Source organism: Janthinobacterium sp. HH106 (assembly GCF_001758725.1).
Taxonomy (GTDB): domain Bacteria; phylum Pseudomonadota; class Gammaproteobacteria; order Burkholderiales; family Burkholderiaceae_D; genus Janthinobacterium.
Map to the genome: position 1 here is coordinate 304,392 of NZ_LRIC01000002.1, position 19,891 is coordinate 324,282.

Below are 19,891 nucleotides of genomic sequence, written 5' to 3' on the forward strand. Positions count from 1 at the left end.
ACGATGACAATGACGCCGGTGCGGGAACGCTCGTTTGCGCTGGGGCGGCAGGTGCTGCAGGCGCTGCTCGATGAAGTGACCCTGACGCCGAAACCGGGCCTGGTCGATTTGCGCAGCCGGGGCGCCCACGCGGACTTGAACTGGGCCCTGATGTGCCACTCTGCCTGCGTGCTGGAACCCGTGTTTGCCGCCATGGCCCAAGCGGCTTGGGAAAGCGGCGATGACGATGGCCTGCGCCAGCGCATCGGCGCCCTCGGCCGCGAAGGCGAGGCGTTGATGCTGGCAGCGACGGGCGGCGTGAACACGCACCGGGGCGCCATCTGGGCGCTGGGCCTGCTGGCGACGGCGGCGGCGCAGCTGGGCGCGCGCGGCGCGTCGCTGGCGCCGCACGCCGTGGCGGCGCGGGCCGGCGCGCTGGCCCGTTTGCACGATCGTGGCGCGCCTGTCGCCACCGGCAACAAGGGCGAGCTGGCGTGCCGCCAGTACCAAGTGGACGGGGCGCGCGGCCAGGCCCGCGCCGGCTTTCCCCTCGTGACGGGTGCCGGACTGGCGCAGCTGCGCGCCTCGCGGGCGCGCGGCGACAACGAGACGACAGCGCGCCTGAATGCCTTGCTGGCGATTATCAGCCAGCTGGACGACACCTGCGTGCTGTCGCGCGGGGGCGAGGCGGCCTTGCTGGACCTGCAGGCGGGAGCGGCGCGGGTGCTGGCGGCCGGCGGCGCGGCTACCAATGCCGGAACGCAGGCGCTGCTGGCGCTGGAAGCGGCGGCGCTGGCGCGCGGCGTGTCGCCGGGCGGCGCGGCCGATCTGCTGGCGGCGACCCTGTTCCTGGACAGATTACAAGAAGGAGAAGCGCATGGAGACGCGTGACTATACATTCCCCGCCGGGCAGCCGGCATCGGGGCGCGCGCTGGCCGGCGTCGTCGGTTCGGGCGACCTGGAAGTGCTGCTGCAGCCCGCCGACGATGGCGTGACCCGCATCGTCGTCAACACGTCCGTCGACGGCAAGGGCGCCGTCTGGGACGCGCTCTTGCTGCGCGTGTTCGGCGGCGAGCTGCTGCCGGCGGCGACCATCGTCATCAACGATTGCGGCGCCACGCCGGGCGTGGTGCGCATGCGCATCGAGCAAGCCTACGAAGAATTGCAAGCGGGGAGGGCGGCATGAGCACATTACAACAACTGCTTGAGCGCGACAGCTTCATCGAACGGGGGGCGCGCAGCCGCGCTAAAGCCTTGCTGGATGCGGGCAGCATGCGCGAACTGCTCGACCCGTTCTGCGGCATCGCGTCGCCGTGGCTGCCGCAGCAGGGCGTCACGGCCCAGGCGGACGACGGCGTGGTGGTGGCCAAGGGCCTGTTCGACGGCCAGCCGGCCGTGGTGCTGGCCATCGAGGGCGCCTATCAGGGCGGCAGCATGGGCGAAGTGGGCGGCGCGAAGATCGCCGGGGCGCTGGAACTGGCGGCGCGCGACAACCGCCAGGGCGTGCCGACGCGCGCCGTGATCCTGTTCGAGACGGGCGGCGTGCGCCTGCAGGAAGCCAACCTGGGCCTGGCGGCCATTGCCGACATCCATGCCGCCATCGTCGACCTGCGCCGCTACCAGCCCGTCATCGGCATCACGGCCGGCACGGTGGGCTGCTACGGCGGCATGTCGATCGCTGCGGGCTTGTGCAGCTATTTAGTAGTGACGCGTGAAGCGCGACTGGGTCTCAATGGCCCCGCCGTGATCGAGCAGGAGGCGGGCGTGGACGAATTCGACTCGCGCAGCAAGCCATTTATATGGAGCCTGACGGGCGGCGAACAGCGTTTTAAGAGCGGCCTGGCCGACGCCTATGTGGAAGACGATACGGCGCAGATGCGCGCCATGGTGGCCGAGCTGTTCGCGCGCGGCGTGCCGGATCGGCACCGCAGCGACCAGGCGGAAAGCTACCTGGCGCGCCTGGCCGATGTCGACGCGGCCGTGCAAGCCACGCCGGAAGCCGTGCGTTTGATCTACAGCAAAGGAGCCGCAGCATGAACGCCATCACCGATACGAGCCGCGGCGCCGTCTGGCTGGCGGCCCTGACGCACAACGCCGCGCCGCTGGACGGCTATCCGCCTTCCGTGCGCGTGGTCGACGCGCCGCTGGCCGGCGCACCGGCGCGCTATCTGGCCGTGCTGCCCGACCCGGACAACCGTTTTATGCGCGCCCGCACGGGTGAAATCGGCCTGGTCGAGGCGTGGCAGCTGGCGCGCGCCGTGCAGCAGGTGGTTGTTGAAGACCGCGACTTGGCCGTCAAGCGGCCGTTTGTTGCCGTCATCGACGTGGCCAGCCAGGCGTATGGCCGGCGCGAAGAGGCGTACGGCATCCACCAGGCGCTGGCCGGCGCGGCGGGGGCTTACGCCGAGGCGCGCCTGGCCGGCCATCCCGTCATCGGCCTGATCGTCGGCAAGGCCATGTCGGGCGCGTTCCTGGCGCACGGCTACCAGTCCAACCGCCTGATCGCGCTCGACGATCCGCAAGTGATGGTGCACGCGATGGGCAAGGCCTCGGCCGCGCGCATCACCTTGCGCACGGTGGCAGCGCTCGAAGCGCTGGCCGCGACGATTCCACCGATGGCTTATGACGTCAAGAATTACGCGACCCTGGGCCTGCTGTGGCAAACCTTGCAGGTGGCGCAGCCCGACCATCCTTCGCCGCAGGACACGGCTGCCGTCGATGCCTGCCTGCAGGCGGCCCTGGCCGACATCCGCGCCGATCCGGAAAGGGACCTTTCCAGCCGCCTGGGCGCGCCGCAGCGCCAGGCGTCGGCAAAAGTCAGGGAGGTGCTACGGCAGCAGTGGTAAGTGAAATAACAGAGAAGACAGCAAGTCATTCCTATTCCAATAACGGAGACAATCATGATCATTTACGGAACCGCACTGCTGGCCCTGTGCCATTTGCTCGGCATCTTCCTGGGCGACCTGCTCGGGCAGCTGATGGGCGTCAAGACCAACGTGGGCGGGGTGGGCATCGCCATGCTGCTGCTGATCTGCGCCCGGCTCTATATGCAGCGCCGCGCATGGCTGCCGCAGATGACGGAGCGGGGCGTCGAATACTGGGGCGCCATGTATATTCCCGTGGTGGTGGCCATGGCGGCGCAGCAGGACGTGGTCGCGGCGCTGCGCGGCGGGCCGGTGGCCGTCCTCGCCGCCATCGGTTCCGTGCTCGTTTGCGGCGCCGTGATTTCGTTGATTAACCGCTCGGAAAGCCCTGCTGCCATCGCTGCCGCTGAAGCTGACCGCGTGCAAGCCGACTCGATGTTGATGAAGGAGCACCGTCATGCTTGAGCTCTTTGAAAAAGCCGCCATCCACAATGGCCTGGTGACGGCCTTCGCCTTTGTCGGCCTGATCATGCTGGTCTCGATGGCGCTGTCGAAATACCTGACCTTCGGCCGCGTGCACGGCTCGGCCATCGCCATCGTGATCGGCCTGGGGCTCGCTTACTGGGGCGGCGTGCATAGCGGCGGCCACAAGGGCCTGGCCGATTTGTCGCTGTTCGGCGGCATCGGCCTGATGGGCGGCGCCATGCTGCGCGACTTCGCCATCGTCGCCACCGCCTTCGAAGTGCAGGCGACCGAGGCGCGCAAGGCGGGCCTGATCGGCCTCGTGGCGCTGCTGCTGGGCGTGGTGCTGCCGTTTCTCGTCGGCGCCGGCGTCGCTTACGCGTTTGGCTATTCGGACGCCGTCAGCATGACCACCATCGGCGCCGGCGCCGTCACCTACATCGTAGGCCCCGTCACGGGCGCGGCCATCGGCGCCAGCTCGGACGTCATGGCCCTCAGTATCGCGGCAGGCCTCATCAAGGCCATCCTCGTGATGGTGGGCACGCCCGTCGCGGCGCGCTTCCTGCGTCTAAAAACGCCCCGTTCGGCGATGGTCTTCGGCGGCCTGGTCGGCACCGTCAGCGGCGTGTCGGCGGGCCTGGCCGCCACCGACCGCAAACTGGTGCCGTATGGCGCGCTGGTGGCCACGTTTCACACGGGCCTGGGCTGTCTGCTGGGACCTTCGCTGCTGTTCTTTGCCGTCAAGGCGGTGGTGGCCTGATGGAAGCCTGGCGCGCGCATGATTTGCTGTGGGTGTCCGGCTTGTCGGACGGCGCATCCTTGCCCGCCTGGCTTGATGCCGCGTGGCTGGCCGCCGCGCCGCTGGTGGTGCGGCGCGCCAGCACCGTGCCAGGGCGCATCCCCGTCGGTGTGCGCGGCATGCTGCGCAGCGAGCGGCAGGCGTGCGAAGTGGACGTTGCCGCCGTCGTGCGCCGCGTGACGCCGGAAACGGTGGCGAGGATGCCGCTGCCTGATTTTTCCTGCGCCGCGCTGGACGCATTGCGGCTGGTGGCGCCGCTGCTCGACGCCACGGGCTGGGCCTGGGGCCCGACGGGCGGCGTGGGTTTCGCCCTGGCCAGCGGCTTGCCCGTGCTGCGGGCCGACAGCGATCTCGATCTCGTGCTGCGCATGGCCGCGCCGCCGGACGCCGCGCAGGCCGAGGCCCTGCGCGCCATCGCCGCCAAGGTCACGGCGTGCCGGCTGGACCTGCAGATCGACACGGGCCATGGCGGCTTTGCGTATGCCGAGTGGGCGGCGGGGCGGGGCCGGGTCTTGCTGAAGACGGATCGCGGTCCCGTGCTGACGGCCACGCCATGGGAGCCGGCATGAGCGTGCTGTTTACCTTTCCCGGCCAGGGCGCCCAGACTCCGGGCATGCTGCACGCGCTGCCCGACGACGCGGCGGTGGCCGATACCTTGGCCGAGGCGGCTGAAGTGCTGGGCCACGATCCCTTGAAGCTGGACACGGCTTGCGCGCTGGCGTCGACGCGGGCCGTGCAACTGTGCTTGCTGATCGCGGGCGTGGCCATGGCGCGCTCCTTGCGCGCGCGCGGGGCGCCGCCCGACATGGTGGCCGGCTTTTCCATCGGCGAGTATGCGGCGGCCGTCGTCGCCGGCGCGCTCGATTACGGCGATGCCGTGCGCCTGGTGGCGCTGCGCGGACAGTTGATGGAGCAGGCGTATCCCACCGGTTACGGCATGGCGGCCATCATCGGCCTGGATCTGGCGCAACTCGAACCCTTGCTGGCCCGGGTGCACGGCGCCGCCACGCCCGTGTATATCGCCAACCTGAATGCGCCGCGCCAGATCGCCATTGCCGGCAGCGAACCTGCCTTGGAGGCCGTGATGGCGCTGGCCCTGGCGCACGGCGCCGGCAAGGCCAAGCGCCTGGCCGTCAGCGTGCCGTCGCACTGCCCGCTGCTGGAAGGCGCCGCGCTGGACTTGCGCGCGGCTTTCGACGGCGTGGCCATGCGCCGGCCGTCGCTCGTCTACCTGAGCAGCAGTGCGGCGCGCGCGCTGTTCGACCCGGCCCGCATCCGCGACAGCCTGGCCGCCAACATGGCCCAGCGCGTGCAATGGGCCGCCACGGCGCGCCTGGCGTGGGAACGGGGCGCCCGGCTGGCGCTGGAAATGCCGCCCGGCAGCGTGCTGACGCGCCTGACGGCGCCTGACTTCACGGATGGCGTGGCCGTCTGCTGCGACGGCAACCGGGGCGACAACCTGCTGGCGCTGGTGGGGCGGGAGCGCAACGGCAGCGTGCCTTAAAGCCTGGCGCTCAGGCCAACTTGGAAGCCACGGCCCGGCAAGGGCGCGATGTATTTCAGTGGAGAGTTGTGCGGCCTGGCATCGACATCGAGCAGGTTGCTGCCGCTGATGAACACCTCGACGCTGGCAAACGGCGAATCCGGCACCTGCAGTGCGCGGCTTACCTGGAAGTTCACCATGGTGTAGCCGTCGAGCGGCACTTCCTCGCTGACGCTCTTGCCCAGGTACTTCTGCTTGTCGTAGCGGGTGCCTGACAACCGCGTCTTCCAGCCCTGGTTTTCCCACTGCAGATTGGCGCCGTAGCGGTTGGTGGGCATGTTGGGCAGGTAGGCGCCGTCATTGTGCGCGCGCAGCTTGTCGGGATAGTCCGCCTTGTTCTTGACCAGGTCAGCAAATGCGGAGAGGTTCAGCTTGCCGTAGGCGCCGAGTTGAACGGTCTGTGAGGCATCGATCTCGAATCCCCGGACCGTCGTATCGGTCTGCTTCCAGTATTTTAATGGCAGGCGATTGGCCATCTGGGCGCCCGAATGGCCAAGGTAGAGATAGTTCTCGTATTTCATGACGTAGCCCGTCGCGGACAGCTGGAAGCCGCGATTGGCGAACAAACCGGTCAGTTCCGTATTCCTCGCGCGCTCGGCCTTCAAGTCCTGGTTTCCCTCTTCCTGGGTCATGATCGAATAGTGGCGGTTGCTCGCATACAACTCATTGACGTCGGGCGCTCTTTCCGACGCCGAGTAGCGCAGCTTTGCGCCGAACAGCTGGCCAAGCCTGGTTGAAGCGCCCAGGCTGTAGCTGTTCAGGCTGAACGACTTGTCGTCGAGTGTGGAGTTGCTCGCATTCCTCGACGTCCTGAATCCGCTCTTGCGGATATCGTGCTCCACGTTTTCATGGCGAAAGCCCGCATCGAAGGTGGCCCAGTCGAATTCCAGGTTTTGCTTGACGAACAGGGCGCGGCTGAGCGTGCTTGCGTCGGGCAGGTACAGCTGCGTCCCGCTGCCGGTGATATCCCTGGCCTTGTAGCTGAGGCCAAGCAAGCCGCTCAAGGGACCGGCGCGCCGCTGCGCCAGCAGGAGCTCGGCTTGATTCGTGTCAAACCGGTAGTCATTCGCCTTGGCGGCACCGAGGCGTTCTCCCGACGTATTGTTCAGGCGGGACACGCGCAGTTGTGCGCTTTCAATGTAAGCGACGGGGTCGCGCAGATGCGCTTCCAGCGCATATTTATCCTGCTTGATGATCACGCCGACGGGCAGCCCCTCGTCATAGTTCGCCCCGAACGACTTGTTTTCCATGGAAAAGCCCGGCACGCCATATTCGCTTTCCTTCGAATCGAGGCTGACGGCCACGTAGCCGCGATCGAAAAAGTAGGTGCTGCCGACGCCAAAGTGGGCATTGCTGGCGTGGCTGTTGCCCAGGGTGCCGTGGTAATCGGGCGTCACGTCCTTGTTGATCTTGTTCTGGGTCATCGATGGCGTGCCCGGCACGTAGGCGGGGTTGGCCGGATTGACGTAGGTCTTGCGTTGCCAGACGGAGGTCGGCTGATTGGTATAGAAGGAAAAATCGCCGTCCGCCCAGTCCGGATTTTCCTTCATGAACTGGTCGATAAACGGCTGCGACGCCTTGTTGTAGACTTGCTGGATCCGCGCTTCCTTCTGGCAACTGTCGGCCAGAAAGGTATTCACGCCGCCCTTCGCGGGGAACAGCTGGCTGTTGCACACGCCTGCCTTGCTGTTGCCGGGAATATCGTAATGGCCGATCTTCTGGAATGACAGCTGCAGATTCGTCGAAAAGCGCTGCCCGTCGTTGAAGTTCGCGCGCAAGCCTTGCGCGTTCGCATCATTGAAGCCCTTGCGCAGCACCAGTTCCACATCCTTCCGCGTGCTCTCCATCTTGCGGGAAACGAGGCCGGAATCGACGTCGACGCTGCCGCCGATCGCATTGCCGCCGAAACGCACGCTATCGGATGATTTGTTGACGGTGACGCTGCGCGCAAACAGGGGATCGAACGGGATGTCGATGTCGCCGCTGAGCGCATTCATGCCGAGGATGGACTGGCCGTCTTCGAGGATCTGCACGCGGCTGCCGCTCAGGCTGCGGATCACCGGTGCGCCCGCATTCGGCCCGAAGGCGCTGCTTTGCACGCCCGAGACATGCTCGAGCATGCCGCCCAGCGTCCTGTTCTGGGCTTGCGTATTCTCGACCAGAACGACGCTGTCGATGTTTGAAGGCTTGTCTGCCCGGACCTTGATGGTTTGCAGGGTGACGTCGTCTGCCGCATAAGCGAGTGGGGCGGTGGACAGCATGGCAGCTGCGAATACGTGATGGCGCATGGATCTCTCTAAAAAGGCGGAATGGGGTGCTGGCGCGGGATGCAGGCGCAGCGCGATGGTATAGATGCAATCGAGTTGCAATAATAGCCGGCACGCCATGCTAATGCAAGTAAACTGCATTTGAGGGTTTGGGATGTCTGGCGCACGGCAAGCGCGCAGCGCAGACGGCCGGCATGTGCCGGCGACTGTGGTGCAAAGTGCTGAGGTGCGAGGGGCGTTGCGCGTTGCACATGATCGTGCCGGTGGCAATGCGTGCGGCGCAGGCTGAGTCAGTCCGCCTGCGCCCTATGGGGCGCTACTTGAGGCGGGTGTCAGCGGCTTTTCGCCTGCAGCCGGCGCGCGCGGCGCTTTCTTTCCCAGATGACGATGCCCGTCACGGACAGCATGGCGACCATCAGCCCCATGCAGGACATCAAAATACGCCCCGGCAAGCCGAGGATGCGGCCCGAGTGGAGGGGAAATTGCAGTTGCACGAAGACGTCGGCGGCCGTGCCTTCCCAGGGTTTGTGCTGGCCGATGATGCTGCCGTCCATGCCGTCGACGTACAGGTTCGACAAGCCCATGCCGGCCGTGCCGAACTCGTCGGCCGGGTCGAAGAACGAGACGTTGTAGAACGAATAATTGCCGCCATAATAAATGCCGCCGATGGGCGCCGTGATGCCGCGCTGCACGGCTTGCTTTTTCGCAATGTCCACCGCCTGCTCGAAGCCGATCACGGGCGTGATGTAACTGCCGTACGGCGCCGGCGTCTGCGTTTCATACGGTCCCGGCGTGGTGGTGGAGACGAGCGACATGACGGGGTAAAACACTTCGCGGTACAGGTTCAGCGAGAACGACGTGAACGCGACGACGATGATGACGGCCCACACCCACAGGCCGCCCGCGCGGTGCAGATCGAAATTGAGCTTGTAGCCGCCGGCCGCCCAGCGCACCACCCACGACGGTTTCCAGCGTTGCCACCAGCTGGCGGCGTCGCGGTGGCGCGGCGCTTCGTCCGGGGCGCGCTGGCGCAAACGGCGCGGCGTGGTCAGATACAAGGCCACCATGCTGTCGAGCAGCCAGATGAGGGCCACGCTCCCCATCAGCCAGTAACCCCAGCGGTCCGTGCCCCAGAAGGCGGGCACGTGCAGGCTGTAGTGCAGATGGCGCAAGAACGGCATCAGGCTGCGGCGCGACAGGGAAATGGCCGTCGAATCGCGCGTGCCCGTGATCTGCGCCGTGACGGGGTCGATGTAGACGGTGTTGTAGCCGAGCACGAACGGTTTGCCCGTGGCCGTATCGGTCAATGGGCGCACCATGAAGGCGGCCGCATGGCCTTCTTCCAGGCCCAGGGTCATGTAATTGACTTCCACGCGCGGGTCGGCGGCGGCCACCTTGTGCGCCAGCGCAAACGGCGCCTGCAGGGGGCCGCGGCCCGGGGTGTCCATGATGTCGGCGTTGAGCCATTCATCGAGTTCATGGTCCCACGACGTGACGGCGCCCGTGAGTCCCGCGACGATGAGGAAGAGGGCGATGGTCAGGCCGGCCCAGCGGTGTATGACAGTCCAGAAAGCGCGCATGCGGTACAAACCTTCAACATGAAACCGGCTTGTTGCCGCCAGCAGGCGCCAGAGCGGCGCACAGGAAAACGCCAGGCATACGCCTGGTAGTCTGATAATGGGAATCGTTCTCATTATCCGCCGTGGCCAGGCGTTTGTCCAGCGCCAATGGTGTTGCCCAAGGTCAAATCGCGCATGTTAAGATGCTAGCAATAAATTAATTTACATTCCACATGGAAATATCCAAGGCTGAAGCGGCATGCGTATAGAAGATCGGAACAATGTCCGCGTAAGCGAACGCAGCGGTGCATCGCAGGCGGGCGCGGCAGCCACCATGGTGTTCATGCACGGTTTTGGCTGCGACCAGACCATGTGGCGCTATCTGGAGCCGCTGTTCCGTCCCCGCTACCGCACGGTGCTGTTCGACCTCGTCGGCAGCGGCGCTTCGGACCTGGGCGCCTATGATTTCGATCGCTATGCGCGGCTCGACGCGCATGGCGCCGATTTGTGCCAGATCATCCATGCCGTCGGCGGCGGCCCCGTCATTTGCGTGGGCCATTCCGTCAGCGCCATGAGCGCCTTGCTGGCCAGCATCGCCGAGCCGGAGCTGTTCGCCGCGCAAGTCATGCTGGCGCCGTCGCCGTGCTATGTCGACGATGCGGCGGCCGGCTACCGGGGCGGCTTCAGCCGTGCCGATATCGACGACTTGCTCGATGCCATGGACAGCAATTACCTGGGCTGGTCCGCCGGCATGGCGCCGGCCATCATGGGCGCGCCCGGCCAGCCGGCGCTGGGCGAGGACCTGGCAAGCAGCTTTTGCCGCACCGACCCCGCCATCGCCCGGCATTTCGCGCAAGCGACGTTTTTGTCCGATCACCGCGCCAGCTTGCCGCACAACCGCACGCCGGCCCTGATCGTGCAATGCAGCGACGACTTCATCGCGCCGCCGCCCGTGGGCGTGTACTTGCGCGAAACGCTGCCGCACAGCAGTCTGCACGTGGTCGAGAATGCGGGCCATTGCCCGCACATGAGCGTGCCCGACGCCAGCTACCGCGCCATCCGTCACTTTCTCGACGGCCTGCACCTGTAATGCGGGACGCGATGCCTTCCTTGCCTGATACCGGTACCTTGTTCCAGCATGCGGCCTGCGGCTTGCTGCTGTGCACAGCCGACGGGACCATCGTGCAGGCGAACGCCACCTTTTGCGGCTGGCTCGGTTATGGTGCCGGGGAATTGCTCGGGAAAAAGAAACTGCAGGACTTGCTGACCATCGGCGGGCGCGTGTTCCATCAGACGCACTGGCTGCCGCTGATGCAGGTGCAGGGCAGCGTGTCGGAAATCCTGCTCGACATGCGCCAGCGCCATGGGCAATCCATCCCCATGCTGTTCAATGCCGTGCGGCGCGTGCACGAGGGCGTGCGTTATGACGAGATCGCCGTCTTTGTCGCCAGCGACCGCCGCAAATACGAGCAGCAGCTGCAGCTGGCGCGCAAGGACGCAGGCGAGCTCAACGACCAGTTGGCGGCCGCCGACCGGCGCAAGGACGAGTTCCTGGCGACCCTGGCGCACGAGTTGCGCAATCCGCTGGCGCCGATCCGCAACGTGCTGGAAGTGCTGCGCCTGGCGCAGCTGGACGATCCGCAGCTGCGTTGGGCCCGCGACGTGCTGGGGCGGCAAGTGGGGCACATGACGCACTTGGTCGACGATCTGATGGAAGTGTCGCGCATCACGCGGGGGCGCCTGGAATTGCGCCGCGCCAGCGTGGAGCTGGCGCCCGTGGTGGAAGCGGCCCTGCACGGCGTGGCGGAGCTGGCGGCGCAGTCGGGTCACAAGGTGCACGTGGAGCAATGGCCGCAGCCGATCTGGCTCGACGCCGACGCCACGCGCCTGGGGCAGATGATCGCCAACCTGCTGACCAATGCCGTCAAGTACACGCCCGCCAACGGCGTCATCGGGCTGGAAGTGGCCTGCACGGAAAGCGACGTGCACATTACCGTGCGCGATTCGGGCATCGGCATTGCGCCCGAGCACCTGGACACCGTCTTCGACATGTTTTCGCAGCTGGAGCCGGCCCTGTCGCGCGCGCAGGGCGGCCTGGGCATTGGCCTGTCGCTCGTGCGGGGCCTGGCCGAATTGCATGGCGGCAGCATCAGCGCCCGCAGCGATGGCGTGGGGCAGGGCAGCACGTTCGAACTGCGCCTGCCGCTGCCCGCCGTGCCCCTGCAGGCGCCGCCCGAGCCCAATCGACGCTTGCTGGCCGGCACGCGCGAGGGCAAGGTGCTGGTCATCGACGACAGCGCCGACGCGGCCGAAAGCCTGGCGCTGGCGCTCGACATCCTCGGTTATGAAGTGCGCACGGCCTACGATGGCGCGGCCGGCATGGCGGCCGCGCAAGCTTTTATGCCGCGCGTGATCCTGCTCGACATCGGCTTGCCGCACATGAATGGCTACGACGTGGCGCGGCTGCTGCGCAGCGAGCCCTGCGGTCAGAACGCCATCCTCGTGGCCGTCACGGGCTGGGGCCAGGACAAGGATCGCCAGATGGCGTCCGACGCGGGCTTCGATCTGCACCTGACCAAGCCTGTGGATTTTTATGAGCTTGATGCGGTGCTGCAAAAGATGCTGCAGGCGCAGTGAGGGACATATGCTGTGTCAACAATCATCGCGCAGCGTGATCCAGGAAGAATGGCATCTGCCTGACTTGCTGGATGGCGCCCGCGCGCTGCACGATGCCTTGCTCGATTATGCAGGCGATGGCGTGTATGCCGACCTGCTCCTTCCCTGGTTGCGCGACAATCCGCAGGTACTGGGCTGGCTGCGTTCATTTTCGAAAAGGCAAGGAAATCCTGTTCCGCCAGCGAGCAGGGAGGAATTGTGGGTATTGCACGCGCTCAGCCGCATAGGCCAGCTGCTGCTCTTGCCCTTGCAACAGGGGCGCGGCAATGGGGAAGGCTGGGCCGGACCGCCGCTGTCGCTCCCCGAGTATGAGGCTTTCGTCGAGGCGCTGGGCATGACGGTGCTGCGCCCGGCGCAATTTTCGCCTTTTTATCACGAGATAGTCGAGCTGCAGCCCGCTGGGTCTGCGCATGCGCGCGCCGCGATCTTGGCATGGCGATGGCCGTGCGTGATGCTCGGCAACATGCTGTTTTCGCGTGGCGGCGTCGATGTCTGCGCTGGCAAGACAATTTTCAAGCCCGGCATCGCCGACGCATCGACGCTGTACTGGACTGACCGCCGCAAGGGACGCCCTGTCAACGACCTGTCGCATGGATGGGGTGCTAATTCGCAATGGCGCACGTCTTTCCGCCGCGACTACGTCGTCGGCGATACGCGACTTTACAATGTGGATGGCAAGTATGATCTGGCGACGAAAGGGACCGATACGGCAGATGACGGCCGGTTTCCGGTGCTGACCCTGGCGGAAAGAATTGAGCTGCTGACGCAGCGATGCCTGGTCAGCAGCACGAAGGCCCATGATGAGCTGTGGCCCTATGACGACTGCTGGCGCGACTCGGCAGACAACGGCGGCGTGCGGGAGCGGTGGCCGCGCTGGCTGTCAGCCTTGCGCGGCAGCGGCAGGCGGGGAACAAATGCGTGAAACCGCGATACGGGATGCAAGCGAACTCCACCCGGTGTCGGCATGACAATCACCGGTATTGAATGGAAAAACATGGAACAACTGACAGAATTGGAAATCGCATTTTTTCAACTGCACATGGGTTTTGGTCCGGCGGACCGCTGTGTCGACTGGGCCGTGGAGCGTTTGCGCCTGGATGAGGAAGGCGACGACCTCGAGGTCGTGCTGCTGGCCAGCGCCCGCGGCCGCGATGAGGTGCTGCACTTGGGCGAGGCCATCATCGAGCGCTACCGGGGTGTGCAGCGTCTCAGTGACCAGTTTCTGGCGGGAAAATTCATCGTCGAATTGCGCGCCGCCTATCTGTCGGGCAGGGAAAGCGTGGCGTCGCTCGACGCCATCCTGACACGCCTGTACCCGGCGCTTCGCTATCCCGACTGGCTGGTCATGCTGAGCCGCAATTGCGAGTATGCGACGGACGTGGCCGACTTTGAGCAGCCGTTCGAGCGGGAGTTCGATTACGTTGCGGGCTTATGGTCCGAGGCCGGTAGTGCTGCCGAGTTTGAGCAGCGATATTCCCGCGAGACGTCGAACCGGCACGATGTGAGCGCTACCTGATGCAGAACCCACGATGAAGAAAATCGATATCTTTGTCTGTTCCGATGCCGAGATGCGCGCATGTGCCAGCTGGCACGTTTCCCGTCACCGGCATCACCTTGCCCGGCGAGCTGGATTTTATGTCACTTGGGCAATTGTTGACGCAGTCGACAGCGCCTGCTCTCCGGCCTGCGCCGATGCAGGGCCGGGAACTTTACGTGTTTACGGACGCCATGGCGCAGGCGATCGGGGGCGTGGCGGCCGACGACTTGTCGGATATCGCCGTGGCGTGGTCGAAGACGGCTCCTTGGGCCGGTGCGGATATCAATCCCTTCGACCTGGCGGGATTTCTCATGGAGCTGCAGTCGGCCTGGCATCAATCCGTGACACCGGACAAGGCGCTGTTTGCGTGGATCGACGCGTAATGTCGGCATACTCATGGCGGGTGATCGCTATCGTATAATTTGCGCAATTCTTTTCGCTGGGAATAATGTGCAACACAAAACGATAGGCTTGATCGGCGGCATCGGCTGGGCTTCCACCCTGGAATATTATCGCTTGCTTAATGAAATGCTGGTGGCGCGCCTCGGCCCCGCGCATAGCGCGCGCATCATGCTGGTCAGCATCGACCAGGCCGATTTCGTCGCGCACGCGGCGCAGCCCGATTCCCGCGCCATCGAGCAATTTCTCGTCGCGGAAGGGCAACGCCTGCAAGGCATGGGCGCGGATTTCTTCCTGCTGTGCGCAAACGGCGCCCACCGTTTCGCCCCGGCCGTCGTGCCGCGCATCGGCTTGCCTTTTATCAGCATCGTCGAGGAAACGGCGAAGCGGGTGCGGCAGTCGGGTGTGCGCAAGGTTGGCTTGCTGGGCGTCAAGCAAACGATGGCGGGCCGCTTTTATCACGATGCGCTGGAGCAGCAGGGCATCGCGACGGCGACGCCCGACGCGGCCGACCAGGATATCCTGCACGATATTATCTACACGGAACTGGTGCAGAATATCTTTACCGATGCGAGCCGGAACATTTTCCTGGAGATCATCGAGAAACTGCGGCGGCAAGGCGCGCAGGGCGTGATTTTGGGCTGCACGGAGATTCCGCTGCTGATCCAGCCCGGCGATATCGACTTGCCGCTATTTAATACCACAGCCATTCATTGCGAGGCGGCGGTGGCGTTTGCCGTCGAAGACTAGCCGCTTGCATGTGCGCGGCGCCCGCAGGGGGCTGCCGCTCATTTCACACCATCAAGCCGGCTGCACACCGCCCACATTCCGGCTGCGATTTTCCACCAGCACGGAAATGCCGAGCACGACGATGCCGCCGCAGGCCAGCATGGCGCCCACCCAGCCCGTCGAGCGCAAGCCCATGCCCATGGCGATGGCGATGCCGCCGGCCCAGGCGCCCAGGGCGTTGGCGATGTTGAAGGCGGAATGGTTGAGGGCGGCGGCCACCGTTTGCGCGTCGCCGGCCACGTCCATCAGGCGCGTCTGCACGGCCGGGGCGACGGCGATGCCGGCGCCGATGGCGAACAGGTTGATCGCCGTCAACCAGACATTGCTGCTGGTATAAGTAAACGCGGCCAGCGCGGCCACGTTCCACAGCAGCACGCCGAAGATGGTCCACAGGCGCGAGCGGTCGGCCAGCCAGCCGCCGATCAGGTTGCCCACCGTCATGCCCACGCCGATGATGGCCAGCAGGATCGAGATGACGAGGGGCGAGACTTTCGTGATTTCCAGCAAGGTTGGCGTAATAAACGTGTAGACGGCAAACATGCCGCCGAAGCCGATCGCCACCATCAGCAGGGTCAGCCACACTTGCAGGCGGCGGAACACGCCCAGTTCGCGGCGCGGGCTGGAATCGCCGGCGGCGACCATCGGCACGAAGATGCGCACCATCAGCATGGTCAGCAAACCCAGCGCGGCGACCAGCAAAAAGGCCGAGCGCCAGCCCAGGGTCTGGCCGATATAGGTGGCCAGCGGCACGCCGAAGATATTTGCGACCGTGAGGCCCATCAGCACGCGGGCAACGGCCTGGCCGCGCCGGTCCGGTTCGGCCAGCGCGGCCGCCACCAAGGCTGCCACGCCGAAATACGCGCCATGCGGGATGCCGGCGACGAAGCGGGCGACGACCAGCAAGCCGTAGTTGGGGGCGATGGCGCTGAGCAGGTTGCCGCCGGCGAACATCAGCATCAAACAGATCAGCATCAGCCGGCGCGGCATGCGCGCCAGGAAGATCGTGATCAGGGGCGCGCCGATGACCACGCCCAGCGCGTAGGCGCTGATCATGTGGCTCATCTGGGGCAATGTCGTGCCCAGGTCGTCGGCCACCACGGGAAGGATGCTCATGGAGGCGAATTCGCCCGTGCCGATGGCGAGGCCGCCGATGGCCAGGGCCAGGTCGGCATAGCCAGCGCCAAAAGGCGCGGTGACGCGCGGAATCAATGGGTCTACGGAGGCGTGCATGTTCTTGTTGTTTGGGTAAAGAATGACAGGGTGGAGAGGGCGCGCTGTGGCCCGGCCGGAAGTGGCAATGCGCCACCAGAGTCGACGGCTGGCCGGTATTTTCGGGCTATAACAACTGCCCAAGGACAACATTGTAAAAGATTCGGGCAAGCTCTGCTGGGCGGCGGCTAAAATCTGCTGCACTGCACACAACAGCGATGGCGCTTGTTGTTAACGATAACACGGAATGCGCGCGATTCCGCCACAGGGCAGGCGAAGAAAACCTGGCTGTGGCGGAAATGGTCTTACTTCGCCAACGTTTGCTGCAGCGCTTCCAGTCCCGCCACGTAGATCCCGTGGAACAAGTCGGTTACTTCCTGCTCGCTCGCGCCCACGGGCGTGAAGCGGCCCGACCAGGTGACCCGCGCGCCAGCGCCGCCTGCCAGGGGTTCGACTTGCAGGGTGGACAGATAATCGCTGGCGGGAAACGGCGCCTGCAGGATGGAATAGCTGTAGCTGCGCGCCGTGTTGTCGTACGCTTCCAGTTGCTCGACGATGACGTCGCCGGCCGGATTGGCCAAGTGGCGGATGCGGCCCCCGTCGCTCAAGGTGCTGCTGGGAATGTAGGGCAGCCAGTCGGGCAGCGAGTCGAAGCCGCCGATCAGTTGCCAGACCTTTTCCGGTGTGGCGGCGATGTCGATGGAGGTGGTGGTATGGGCCATGGTGCGTTCCTTGTATCTATTAGTTGGAGCCGGTTGGCAGCGGAGCATGGGCGGCTACCAGCTGTTCGGCGCGCATGTCGTGCCAGAACGCGGCGGGGATGACGCTGTGCAATGCTTGCTGATCTTCGGCCAGGCGTTCGGGACGGCTGGCGCCCGGAATCACGGCGGCCACGGCCGGATTGGCCAATGAAAACTGCAGGGCGGCCGCCTTCACGCTGACGCCATGGCGCGCGGCAATCGCCTTGATGCGTTCGACCTTGGCGATGATGGCGGGCGAGGCCTTCTGGTATTCGAAGTGCGCGCCGCCGGCCAGGATGCCTGAGCTGTAGGGGCCGCCCACGACGATGTCGACGTTCTGGCTTGCCGCGGCCGGCATCAGCCGCTGCAGCGCCCGTTCATGGTCGAGCATGGTGTAGCGCCCGGCCAGCAGGAAGGCATCGGGCTGCGCTTCGCTTAAATCGAGGGTCAGTTCCAGCGGTTCCACCTTGTTCACGCCCACGCCCCAGGCCTTGATGACGCCTTCTTCGCGCAAGCGGGTCAGCACGCGGAAGGCGCCCGTGCGGGCAATCTCGAATTGCGCCAGCCAGTTGTCGCCATGGAAGTCTTGCGCAATGTCATGCACCCAGACGATGTCGAGGCGGTCCGTGTCCAGGCGCTTGAGGCTGTCTTCGATCGAGCGCAGGGTGGCGTCGGCCGAATAGTCGTCGACGATTTTGTTCTTGCGGCCGAATTCGAACAAGCCGCCTTTTTCGCCCAGTTCGCGGGCAGCCGGGTCTTCCAGTTCGTCGAGGATGAGGCGGCCGACCTTGGTGCTGAGCACGTAATCGTCGCGGCGGCGCTGCTTCAGGGCGGCGCCCAGGCGCAGCTCGGCCAGGCCGGCGCCGTAGAACGGGGCCGTATCGAAATAGCGGATGCCTGATTCCCAGGCGGCGTCAACGGTGGCCAGCGCTTCTGCTTCGGGAATGTTGCGGAACATATTGCCCAGCGGCGCCGTGCCGAAGCCCAGTTTGCCTGTCAGTAAGTGTTTGATCGTCATGGTGTTTTTCCTTCAATGAGTGAGTCAATGGAGACAGAATAGCTGGACAAGTTAAGCCTGTCCAAGACATAATTTGCGTAACTTGAGTCCTGAAAGGTCTGACATGTTGGACATACGCCAATTGCAATATTTCATCGCCGTCGCCGAGGAAGAACATGTGGGACGGGCCGCCGAGCGCCTGCATATTTCCCAATCGCCGCTGAGCCGGCAAATCGCCCAGCTCGAAGAGAAGCTGGGCCTGACCTTGTTCGAGCGCAGCGCCCAGCGCATCCGCCTGACGCGCGACGGCCATACCTTCCTGGCCGAAGCGCGCGCTTTTATTACCCACGGGAACCGGCTGGAAGCGCTGGCCAAGCGCCTGGGGCGCGGGGATGAAGGGGGCTTGTGCATCGGCTACATCGAAAACGCCATGCATGCGGGCGTCTTGCCGGACGGCTTGCGCACCTTGCGCGCCACGCGGCCGCAAGTGCACGTCGCCCTGTATAACCTGCATTCGGCCGAGCAGATCGAGGGCTTGCGCCAGCGCAGCCTCGACATCGCCTTGCTGTGCGAACCGCCGTTGCCGAACGACCCGGACCTCGATTGCGCGCAGGTGCTGAGCGACCCCATGCTGCTGGCAATGCCTGAAACGCATCCACTGGCAGGCAAGGCCGAGCTGACCCCGACCGACCTGGCGGGCCAGGAGTGGATTGCCGTGCTGCACAAGGAAAGCGTGCTGAAACACGATAACTTCATCGCCGCCTGCGCGCGCGCCGGTTTTACGCCCGATATCCGCATGGAAGCAACGGAGCCGCTGACGGCGCTGGGCCTGGTGGCGGCGGGCCTGGGCATGGCCATGATCCAGCACAGCCTGCGCCAGCACGCGCCGGCCGGCGTCGTCGTGCGCGAGCTGCCGTGGTTCAGCTACCGCACGCCATTGTGGCTGGCCTGGCACAAGGTGAATTTGCGCCCGCTGGTGGGGATCTTCCGTGCAACCTTGCTGGAACAAGCCAGCGGTGTGGCCATGGCGGGGCAAAAAGACGTATAAATAAGGCAATCATCTGTCGGGAGGATTGCCATGTTCGATCTGGAGGTGCCGGTGTGGGAACTGGTGGTGCGCGCCGTCATCGTCTACCTTGCCTTGCTGCTGATGGTGCGCATGACGGGCAAGCGGACGGTGGGGCAATTCACGCCGTTCGACTTGCTGGTGGTCATGTTACTGAGCGAAGCCGTATCGAATGCCTTGTCCGGTGGCGACGATTCCGTTCCCGCCGGCCTGGTGCTGGCCTTGACCCTGATCTGCCTCAACATGCTGATTGCGTGGATCACCTCGCGCAGCCGCAAGCTCGCCGAGCTGGTCGATGGCACGCCCGTGCTGCTAGGCCGCGATGGCGTGATTTTCGATGATGTCGTCAAGAAATGCAGGGTGGCGGGCGGCGATGTCGAGCAAGCGCTGCGCGAGGCCGATTGTCCCTTGCCGGACATGAAATGCGCGTTCCTGGAAGCGGACGGCAAGATCACCATTCTGCAAAAATAGCCGCGGCGGCCAGCCACGCCTATATTTTCTTGCTGCGTTTTAAGTGCAGGGGCAGCAGCCACCACATACAGACGATCAGCGTGCCCATCAGGATGCTGGCGACGATGCCGGGCAGGTGGCCAAAGACTTCCGACATCACCAGATTGGTGCCCAGAATAAACGCCAGCGCGAGCGAAAAGGCGCCGCACATCATGATGCGGTCAGCCACGCGCTTGAAGCGTTCGCGGTCTTGCAGGGGGCGCATCACGCGGTGCTGGATGGCTGGCGCGCTGAGCAGTACCAGACTGGTCATGGAGAGGAAAAACGTCAGCAGGAAGACGACCTTTTCCGTCTGCACGATCTTCGCGAAGCCGCCGTTGAAGGGCAGGATGATGAGGAAGGCCGTCAGCATCTGCGCGCCCGGCAAGAGGATGCGCAACTCGCTGAGCAGATCGGACAGGTCGCCGTCGTCGCTTGGCTGGTCATCGTCTTGCTGCTGTCGCGCGTGTGGCATGGGGTGGTCCTTGAGGTAGTGATGGGACCAGTCTACGCGCA

At 65.1% G+C, this 19,891-nt stretch carries 22 protein-coding genes; 16 read left to right on the plus strand and 6 right to left on the minus strand.

What is annotated here, in order from left to right:
• Nucleotides 1-3 precede the first annotated feature (3 nt).
• The 8 genes from JAB8_RS01895 to mdcH are packed head-to-tail and all read left to right on the plus strand — an operon-like array spanning nucleotide 4 to nucleotide 5,608.
• On the plus strand, nucleotides 4-870 hold the full coding sequence (locus tag JAB8_RS01895; RefSeq protein ID WP_254679435.1) for a triphosphoribosyl-dephospho-CoA synthase: 867 nt from the start codon (nucleotides 4-6) through the stop codon (nucleotides 868-870).
• Nucleotides 857-1,165 carry a malonate decarboxylase subunit delta gene (locus JAB8_RS01900; RefSeq protein WP_070288193.1) on the plus strand — a complete coding sequence of 103 codons (309 nt, stop codon included), beginning with the start codon at nucleotides 857-859 and terminating at the stop codon, nucleotides 1,163-1,165. The genes JAB8_RS01895 and JAB8_RS01900 overlap by 14 nt, the downstream gene beginning before the upstream one ends.
• Complete coding sequence (locus JAB8_RS01905) at nucleotides 1,162-2,016, plus strand: biotin-independent malonate decarboxylase subunit beta (protein WP_070288194.1); 855 nt, start codon at nucleotides 1,162-1,164, stop codon at nucleotides 2,014-2,016. The genes JAB8_RS01900 and JAB8_RS01905 overlap by 4 nt, the downstream gene beginning before the upstream one ends.
• Nucleotides 2,013-2,825, plus strand: coding sequence for a biotin-independent malonate decarboxylase subunit gamma (gene mdcE / locus JAB8_RS01910; RefSeq protein WP_070288195.1), 813 nt, complete (start codon nucleotides 2,013-2,015; stop codon nucleotides 2,823-2,825). Before JAB8_RS01905 ends, mdcE begins: the two co-directional genes overlap by 4 nt.
• 54 nt (nucleotides 2,826-2,879) lie before the next feature.
• A complete protein-coding gene (madL, locus tag JAB8_RS01915; protein WP_070288196.1) occupies nucleotides 2,880-3,308 on the plus strand; it encodes a malonate transporter subunit MadL in 429 nt (142 codons plus the stop codon).
• The gene (gene madM / locus JAB8_RS01920; RefSeq protein WP_070288197.1) at nucleotides 3,301-4,065 is read left to right on the plus strand and encodes a malonate transporter subunit MadM; all 765 of its coding nucleotides are present in this window, start codon (nucleotides 3,301-3,303) and stop codon (nucleotides 4,063-4,065) included. The genes madL and madM overlap by 8 nt, the downstream gene beginning before the upstream one ends.
• Nucleotides 4,065-4,673 (plus strand): malonate decarboxylase holo-ACP synthase, encoded by a 609-nt coding sequence (locus tag JAB8_RS01925; protein WP_070288198.1) that lies wholly within the window; start codon nucleotides 4,065-4,067, stop codon nucleotides 4,671-4,673. The genes madM and JAB8_RS01925 overlap by 1 nt, the downstream gene beginning before the upstream one ends.
• Entirely contained in the window at nucleotides 4,670-5,608 is a 939-nt protein-coding gene (mdcH, locus tag JAB8_RS01930; RefSeq protein WP_070288525.1) for a malonate decarboxylase subunit epsilon, read from the plus strand. The genes JAB8_RS01925 and mdcH overlap by 4 nt, the downstream gene beginning before the upstream one ends.
• Here the strand turns inward: mdcH and JAB8_RS01935 are convergent.
• Together JAB8_RS01935 and JAB8_RS01940 are read right to left on the minus strand one after the other, a co-directional pair.
• Nucleotides 5,605-7,935: a TonB-dependent receptor gene (locus JAB8_RS01935; RefSeq protein ID WP_070288199.1), complete on the minus strand. Its 2,331-nt coding sequence runs from the start codon at nucleotides 7,933-7,935 to the stop codon at nucleotides 5,605-5,607. The genes mdcH and JAB8_RS01935 overlap by 4 nt on opposite strands.
• Nucleotides 7,936-8,246: 311 nt before the next feature.
• Complete coding sequence (locus JAB8_RS01940) at nucleotides 8,247-9,494, minus strand: PepSY-associated TM helix domain-containing protein (protein ID WP_070288526.1); 1,248 nt, start codon at nucleotides 9,492-9,494, stop codon at nucleotides 8,247-8,249.
• Between the two features lie 238 nt (nucleotides 9,495-9,732).
• On the opposite strand from JAB8_RS01940, the gene JAB8_RS01945 reads away from it, so the two are divergent.
• From JAB8_RS01945 to JAB8_RS01970, 6 genes are all read left to right on the plus strand, one after another.
• Nucleotides 9,733-10,563, plus strand: a complete 831-nt coding sequence (locus JAB8_RS01945) for an alpha/beta hydrolase (protein WP_070288200.1) — start codon at nucleotides 9,733-9,735, stop codon at nucleotides 10,561-10,563.
• A gap of 11 nt (nucleotides 10,564-10,574) precedes the next feature.
• Nucleotides 10,575-12,110 carry an ATP-binding protein gene (locus tag JAB8_RS01950; RefSeq protein WP_070288527.1) on the plus strand — a complete coding sequence of 512 codons (1,536 nt, stop codon included), beginning with the start codon at nucleotides 10,575-10,577 and terminating at the stop codon, nucleotides 12,108-12,110.
• Between the two features lie 7 nt (nucleotides 12,111-12,117).
• Nucleotides 12,118-13,071, plus strand: a complete 954-nt coding sequence (locus JAB8_RS01955) for a hypothetical protein (RefSeq protein WP_070288201.1) — start codon at nucleotides 12,118-12,120, stop codon at nucleotides 13,069-13,071.
• 72 nt (nucleotides 13,072-13,143) lie between these two features.
• Complete coding sequence (locus tag JAB8_RS01960; RefSeq protein ID WP_070288202.1) at nucleotides 13,144-13,665, plus strand: hypothetical protein; 522 nt, start codon at nucleotides 13,144-13,146, stop codon at nucleotides 13,663-13,665.
• Between the two features lie 197 nt (nucleotides 13,666-13,862).
• On the plus strand, nucleotides 13,863-14,069 hold the full coding sequence (locus tag JAB8_RS28785; protein ID WP_139142903.1) for a hypothetical protein: 207 nt from the start codon (nucleotides 13,863-13,865) through the stop codon (nucleotides 14,067-14,069).
• Between the two features lie 67 nt (nucleotides 14,070-14,136).
• Nucleotides 14,137-14,835 carry an amino acid racemase gene (locus JAB8_RS01970; protein WP_070288204.1) on the plus strand — a complete coding sequence of 233 codons (699 nt, stop codon included), beginning with the start codon at nucleotides 14,137-14,139 and terminating at the stop codon, nucleotides 14,833-14,835.
• A 51-nt stretch (nucleotides 14,836-14,886) separates the two neighbouring features.
• Here JAB8_RS01970 and JAB8_RS01975 read toward each other — a convergent pair whose 3' ends face one another.
• From JAB8_RS01975 to JAB8_RS01985, 3 genes are all read right to left on the minus strand, one after another.
• Nucleotides 14,887-16,104, minus strand: a complete 1,218-nt coding sequence (locus JAB8_RS01975) for an MFS transporter (protein WP_083287090.1) — start codon at nucleotides 16,102-16,104, stop codon at nucleotides 14,887-14,889.
• 284 nt (nucleotides 16,105-16,388) lie between these two features.
• The gene (locus JAB8_RS01980; protein ID WP_070288205.1) at nucleotides 16,389-16,805 is read right to left on the minus strand and encodes an SRPBCC family protein; all 417 of its coding nucleotides are present in this window, start codon (nucleotides 16,803-16,805) and stop codon (nucleotides 16,389-16,391) included.
• Between the two features lie 19 nt (nucleotides 16,806-16,824).
• A complete protein-coding gene (locus tag JAB8_RS01985) occupies nucleotides 16,825-17,841 on the minus strand; it encodes an aldo/keto reductase (protein ID WP_070288206.1) in 1,017 nt (338 codons plus the stop codon).
• Nucleotides 17,842-17,944: 103 nt separating this feature from the next.
• Here JAB8_RS01985 and JAB8_RS01990 point away from each other — a divergent pair, with 103 nt between their 5' ends.
• Both JAB8_RS01990 and JAB8_RS01995 read left to right on the plus strand, forming a co-directional pair.
• Nucleotides 17,945-18,868, plus strand: coding sequence for a LysR family transcriptional regulator (locus JAB8_RS01990; protein WP_070288207.1), 924 nt, complete (start codon nucleotides 17,945-17,947; stop codon nucleotides 18,866-18,868).
• 30 nt (nucleotides 18,869-18,898) lie between these two features.
• Nucleotides 18,899-19,357 carry a YetF domain-containing protein gene (locus JAB8_RS01995; protein WP_070218644.1) on the plus strand — a complete coding sequence of 153 codons (459 nt, stop codon included), beginning with the start codon at nucleotides 18,899-18,901 and terminating at the stop codon, nucleotides 19,355-19,357.
• Between the two features lie 19 nt (nucleotides 19,358-19,376).
• On the opposite strand, the gene JAB8_RS02000 is transcribed toward JAB8_RS01995, so the two are convergent.
• The gene (locus JAB8_RS02000; protein ID WP_070218645.1) at nucleotides 19,377-19,850 is read right to left on the minus strand and encodes a DUF6328 family protein; all 474 of its coding nucleotides are present in this window, start codon (nucleotides 19,848-19,850) and stop codon (nucleotides 19,377-19,379) included.
• Between the last annotated feature and the right edge of the window lie 41 nt (nucleotides 19,851-19,891).

Excerpts from the sequence above, each read along its gene's own strand:
- JAB8_RS01895 (WP_254679435.1), top strand. The coding sequence starts at position 4 with ATGACAATGACGCCGGTGCGGGAACGCTCGTTTGCGCTGGGGCGGCAG.
- JAB8_RS01900 (WP_070288193.1), top strand. The coding sequence starts at position 857 with ATGGAGACGCGTGACTATACATTCCCCGCCGGGCAGCCGGCATCGGGG.
- JAB8_RS01905 (WP_070288194.1), top strand. The coding sequence starts at position 1,162 with ATGAGCACATTACAACAACTGCTTGAGCGCGACAGCTTCATCGAACGG.
- mdcE (WP_070288195.1), top strand. The coding sequence starts at position 2,013 with ATGAACGCCATCACCGATACGAGCCGCGGCGCCGTCTGGCTGGCGGCC.
- madL (WP_070288196.1), top strand. The coding sequence starts at position 2,880 with ATGATCATTTACGGAACCGCACTGCTGGCCCTGTGCCATTTGCTCGGC.
- madM (WP_070288197.1), top strand. The coding sequence starts at position 3,301 with ATGCTTGAGCTCTTTGAAAAAGCCGCCATCCACAATGGCCTGGTGACG.
- JAB8_RS01925 (WP_070288198.1), top strand. The coding sequence starts at position 4,065 with ATGGAAGCCTGGCGCGCGCATGATTTGCTGTGGGTGTCCGGCTTGTCG.
- mdcH (WP_070288525.1), top strand. The coding sequence starts at position 4,670 with ATGAGCGTGCTGTTTACCTTTCCCGGCCAGGGCGCCCAGACTCCGGGC.
- JAB8_RS01935 (WP_070288199.1), bottom strand. The coding sequence starts at position 7,935 with ATGCGCCATCACGTATTCGCAGCTGCCATGCTGTCCACCGCCCCACTC.
- JAB8_RS01940 (WP_070288526.1), bottom strand. The coding sequence starts at position 9,494 with ATGCGCGCTTTCTGGACTGTCATACACCGCTGGGCCGGCCTGACCATC.
- JAB8_RS01945 (WP_070288200.1), top strand. The coding sequence starts at position 9,733 with ATGCGTATAGAAGATCGGAACAATGTCCGCGTAAGCGAACGCAGCGGT.
- JAB8_RS01950 (WP_070288527.1), top strand. The coding sequence starts at position 10,575 with ATGCCTTCCTTGCCTGATACCGGTACCTTGTTCCAGCATGCGGCCTGC.
- JAB8_RS01955 (WP_070288201.1), top strand. The coding sequence starts at position 12,118 with ATGCTGTGTCAACAATCATCGCGCAGCGTGATCCAGGAAGAATGGCAT.
- JAB8_RS01960 (WP_070288202.1), top strand. The coding sequence starts at position 13,144 with ATGGAACAACTGACAGAATTGGAAATCGCATTTTTTCAACTGCACATG.
- JAB8_RS01975 (WP_083287090.1), bottom strand. The coding sequence starts at position 16,104 with ATGCACGCCTCCGTAGACCCATTGATTCCGCGCGTCACCGCGCCTTTT.
- JAB8_RS01980 (WP_070288205.1), bottom strand. The coding sequence starts at position 16,805 with ATGGCCCATACCACCACCTCCATCGACATCGCCGCCACACCGGAAAAG.
- JAB8_RS01985 (WP_070288206.1), bottom strand. The coding sequence starts at position 17,841 with ATGACGATCAAACACTTACTGACAGGCAAACTGGGCTTCGGCACGGCG.
- JAB8_RS01990 (WP_070288207.1), top strand. The coding sequence starts at position 17,945 with ATGTTGGACATACGCCAATTGCAATATTTCATCGCCGTCGCCGAGGAA.
- JAB8_RS01995 (WP_070218644.1), top strand. The coding sequence starts at position 18,899 with ATGTTCGATCTGGAGGTGCCGGTGTGGGAACTGGTGGTGCGCGCCGTC.
- JAB8_RS02000 (WP_070218645.1), bottom strand. The coding sequence starts at position 19,850 with ATGCCACACGCGCGACAGCAGCAAGACGATGACCAGCCAAGCGACGAC.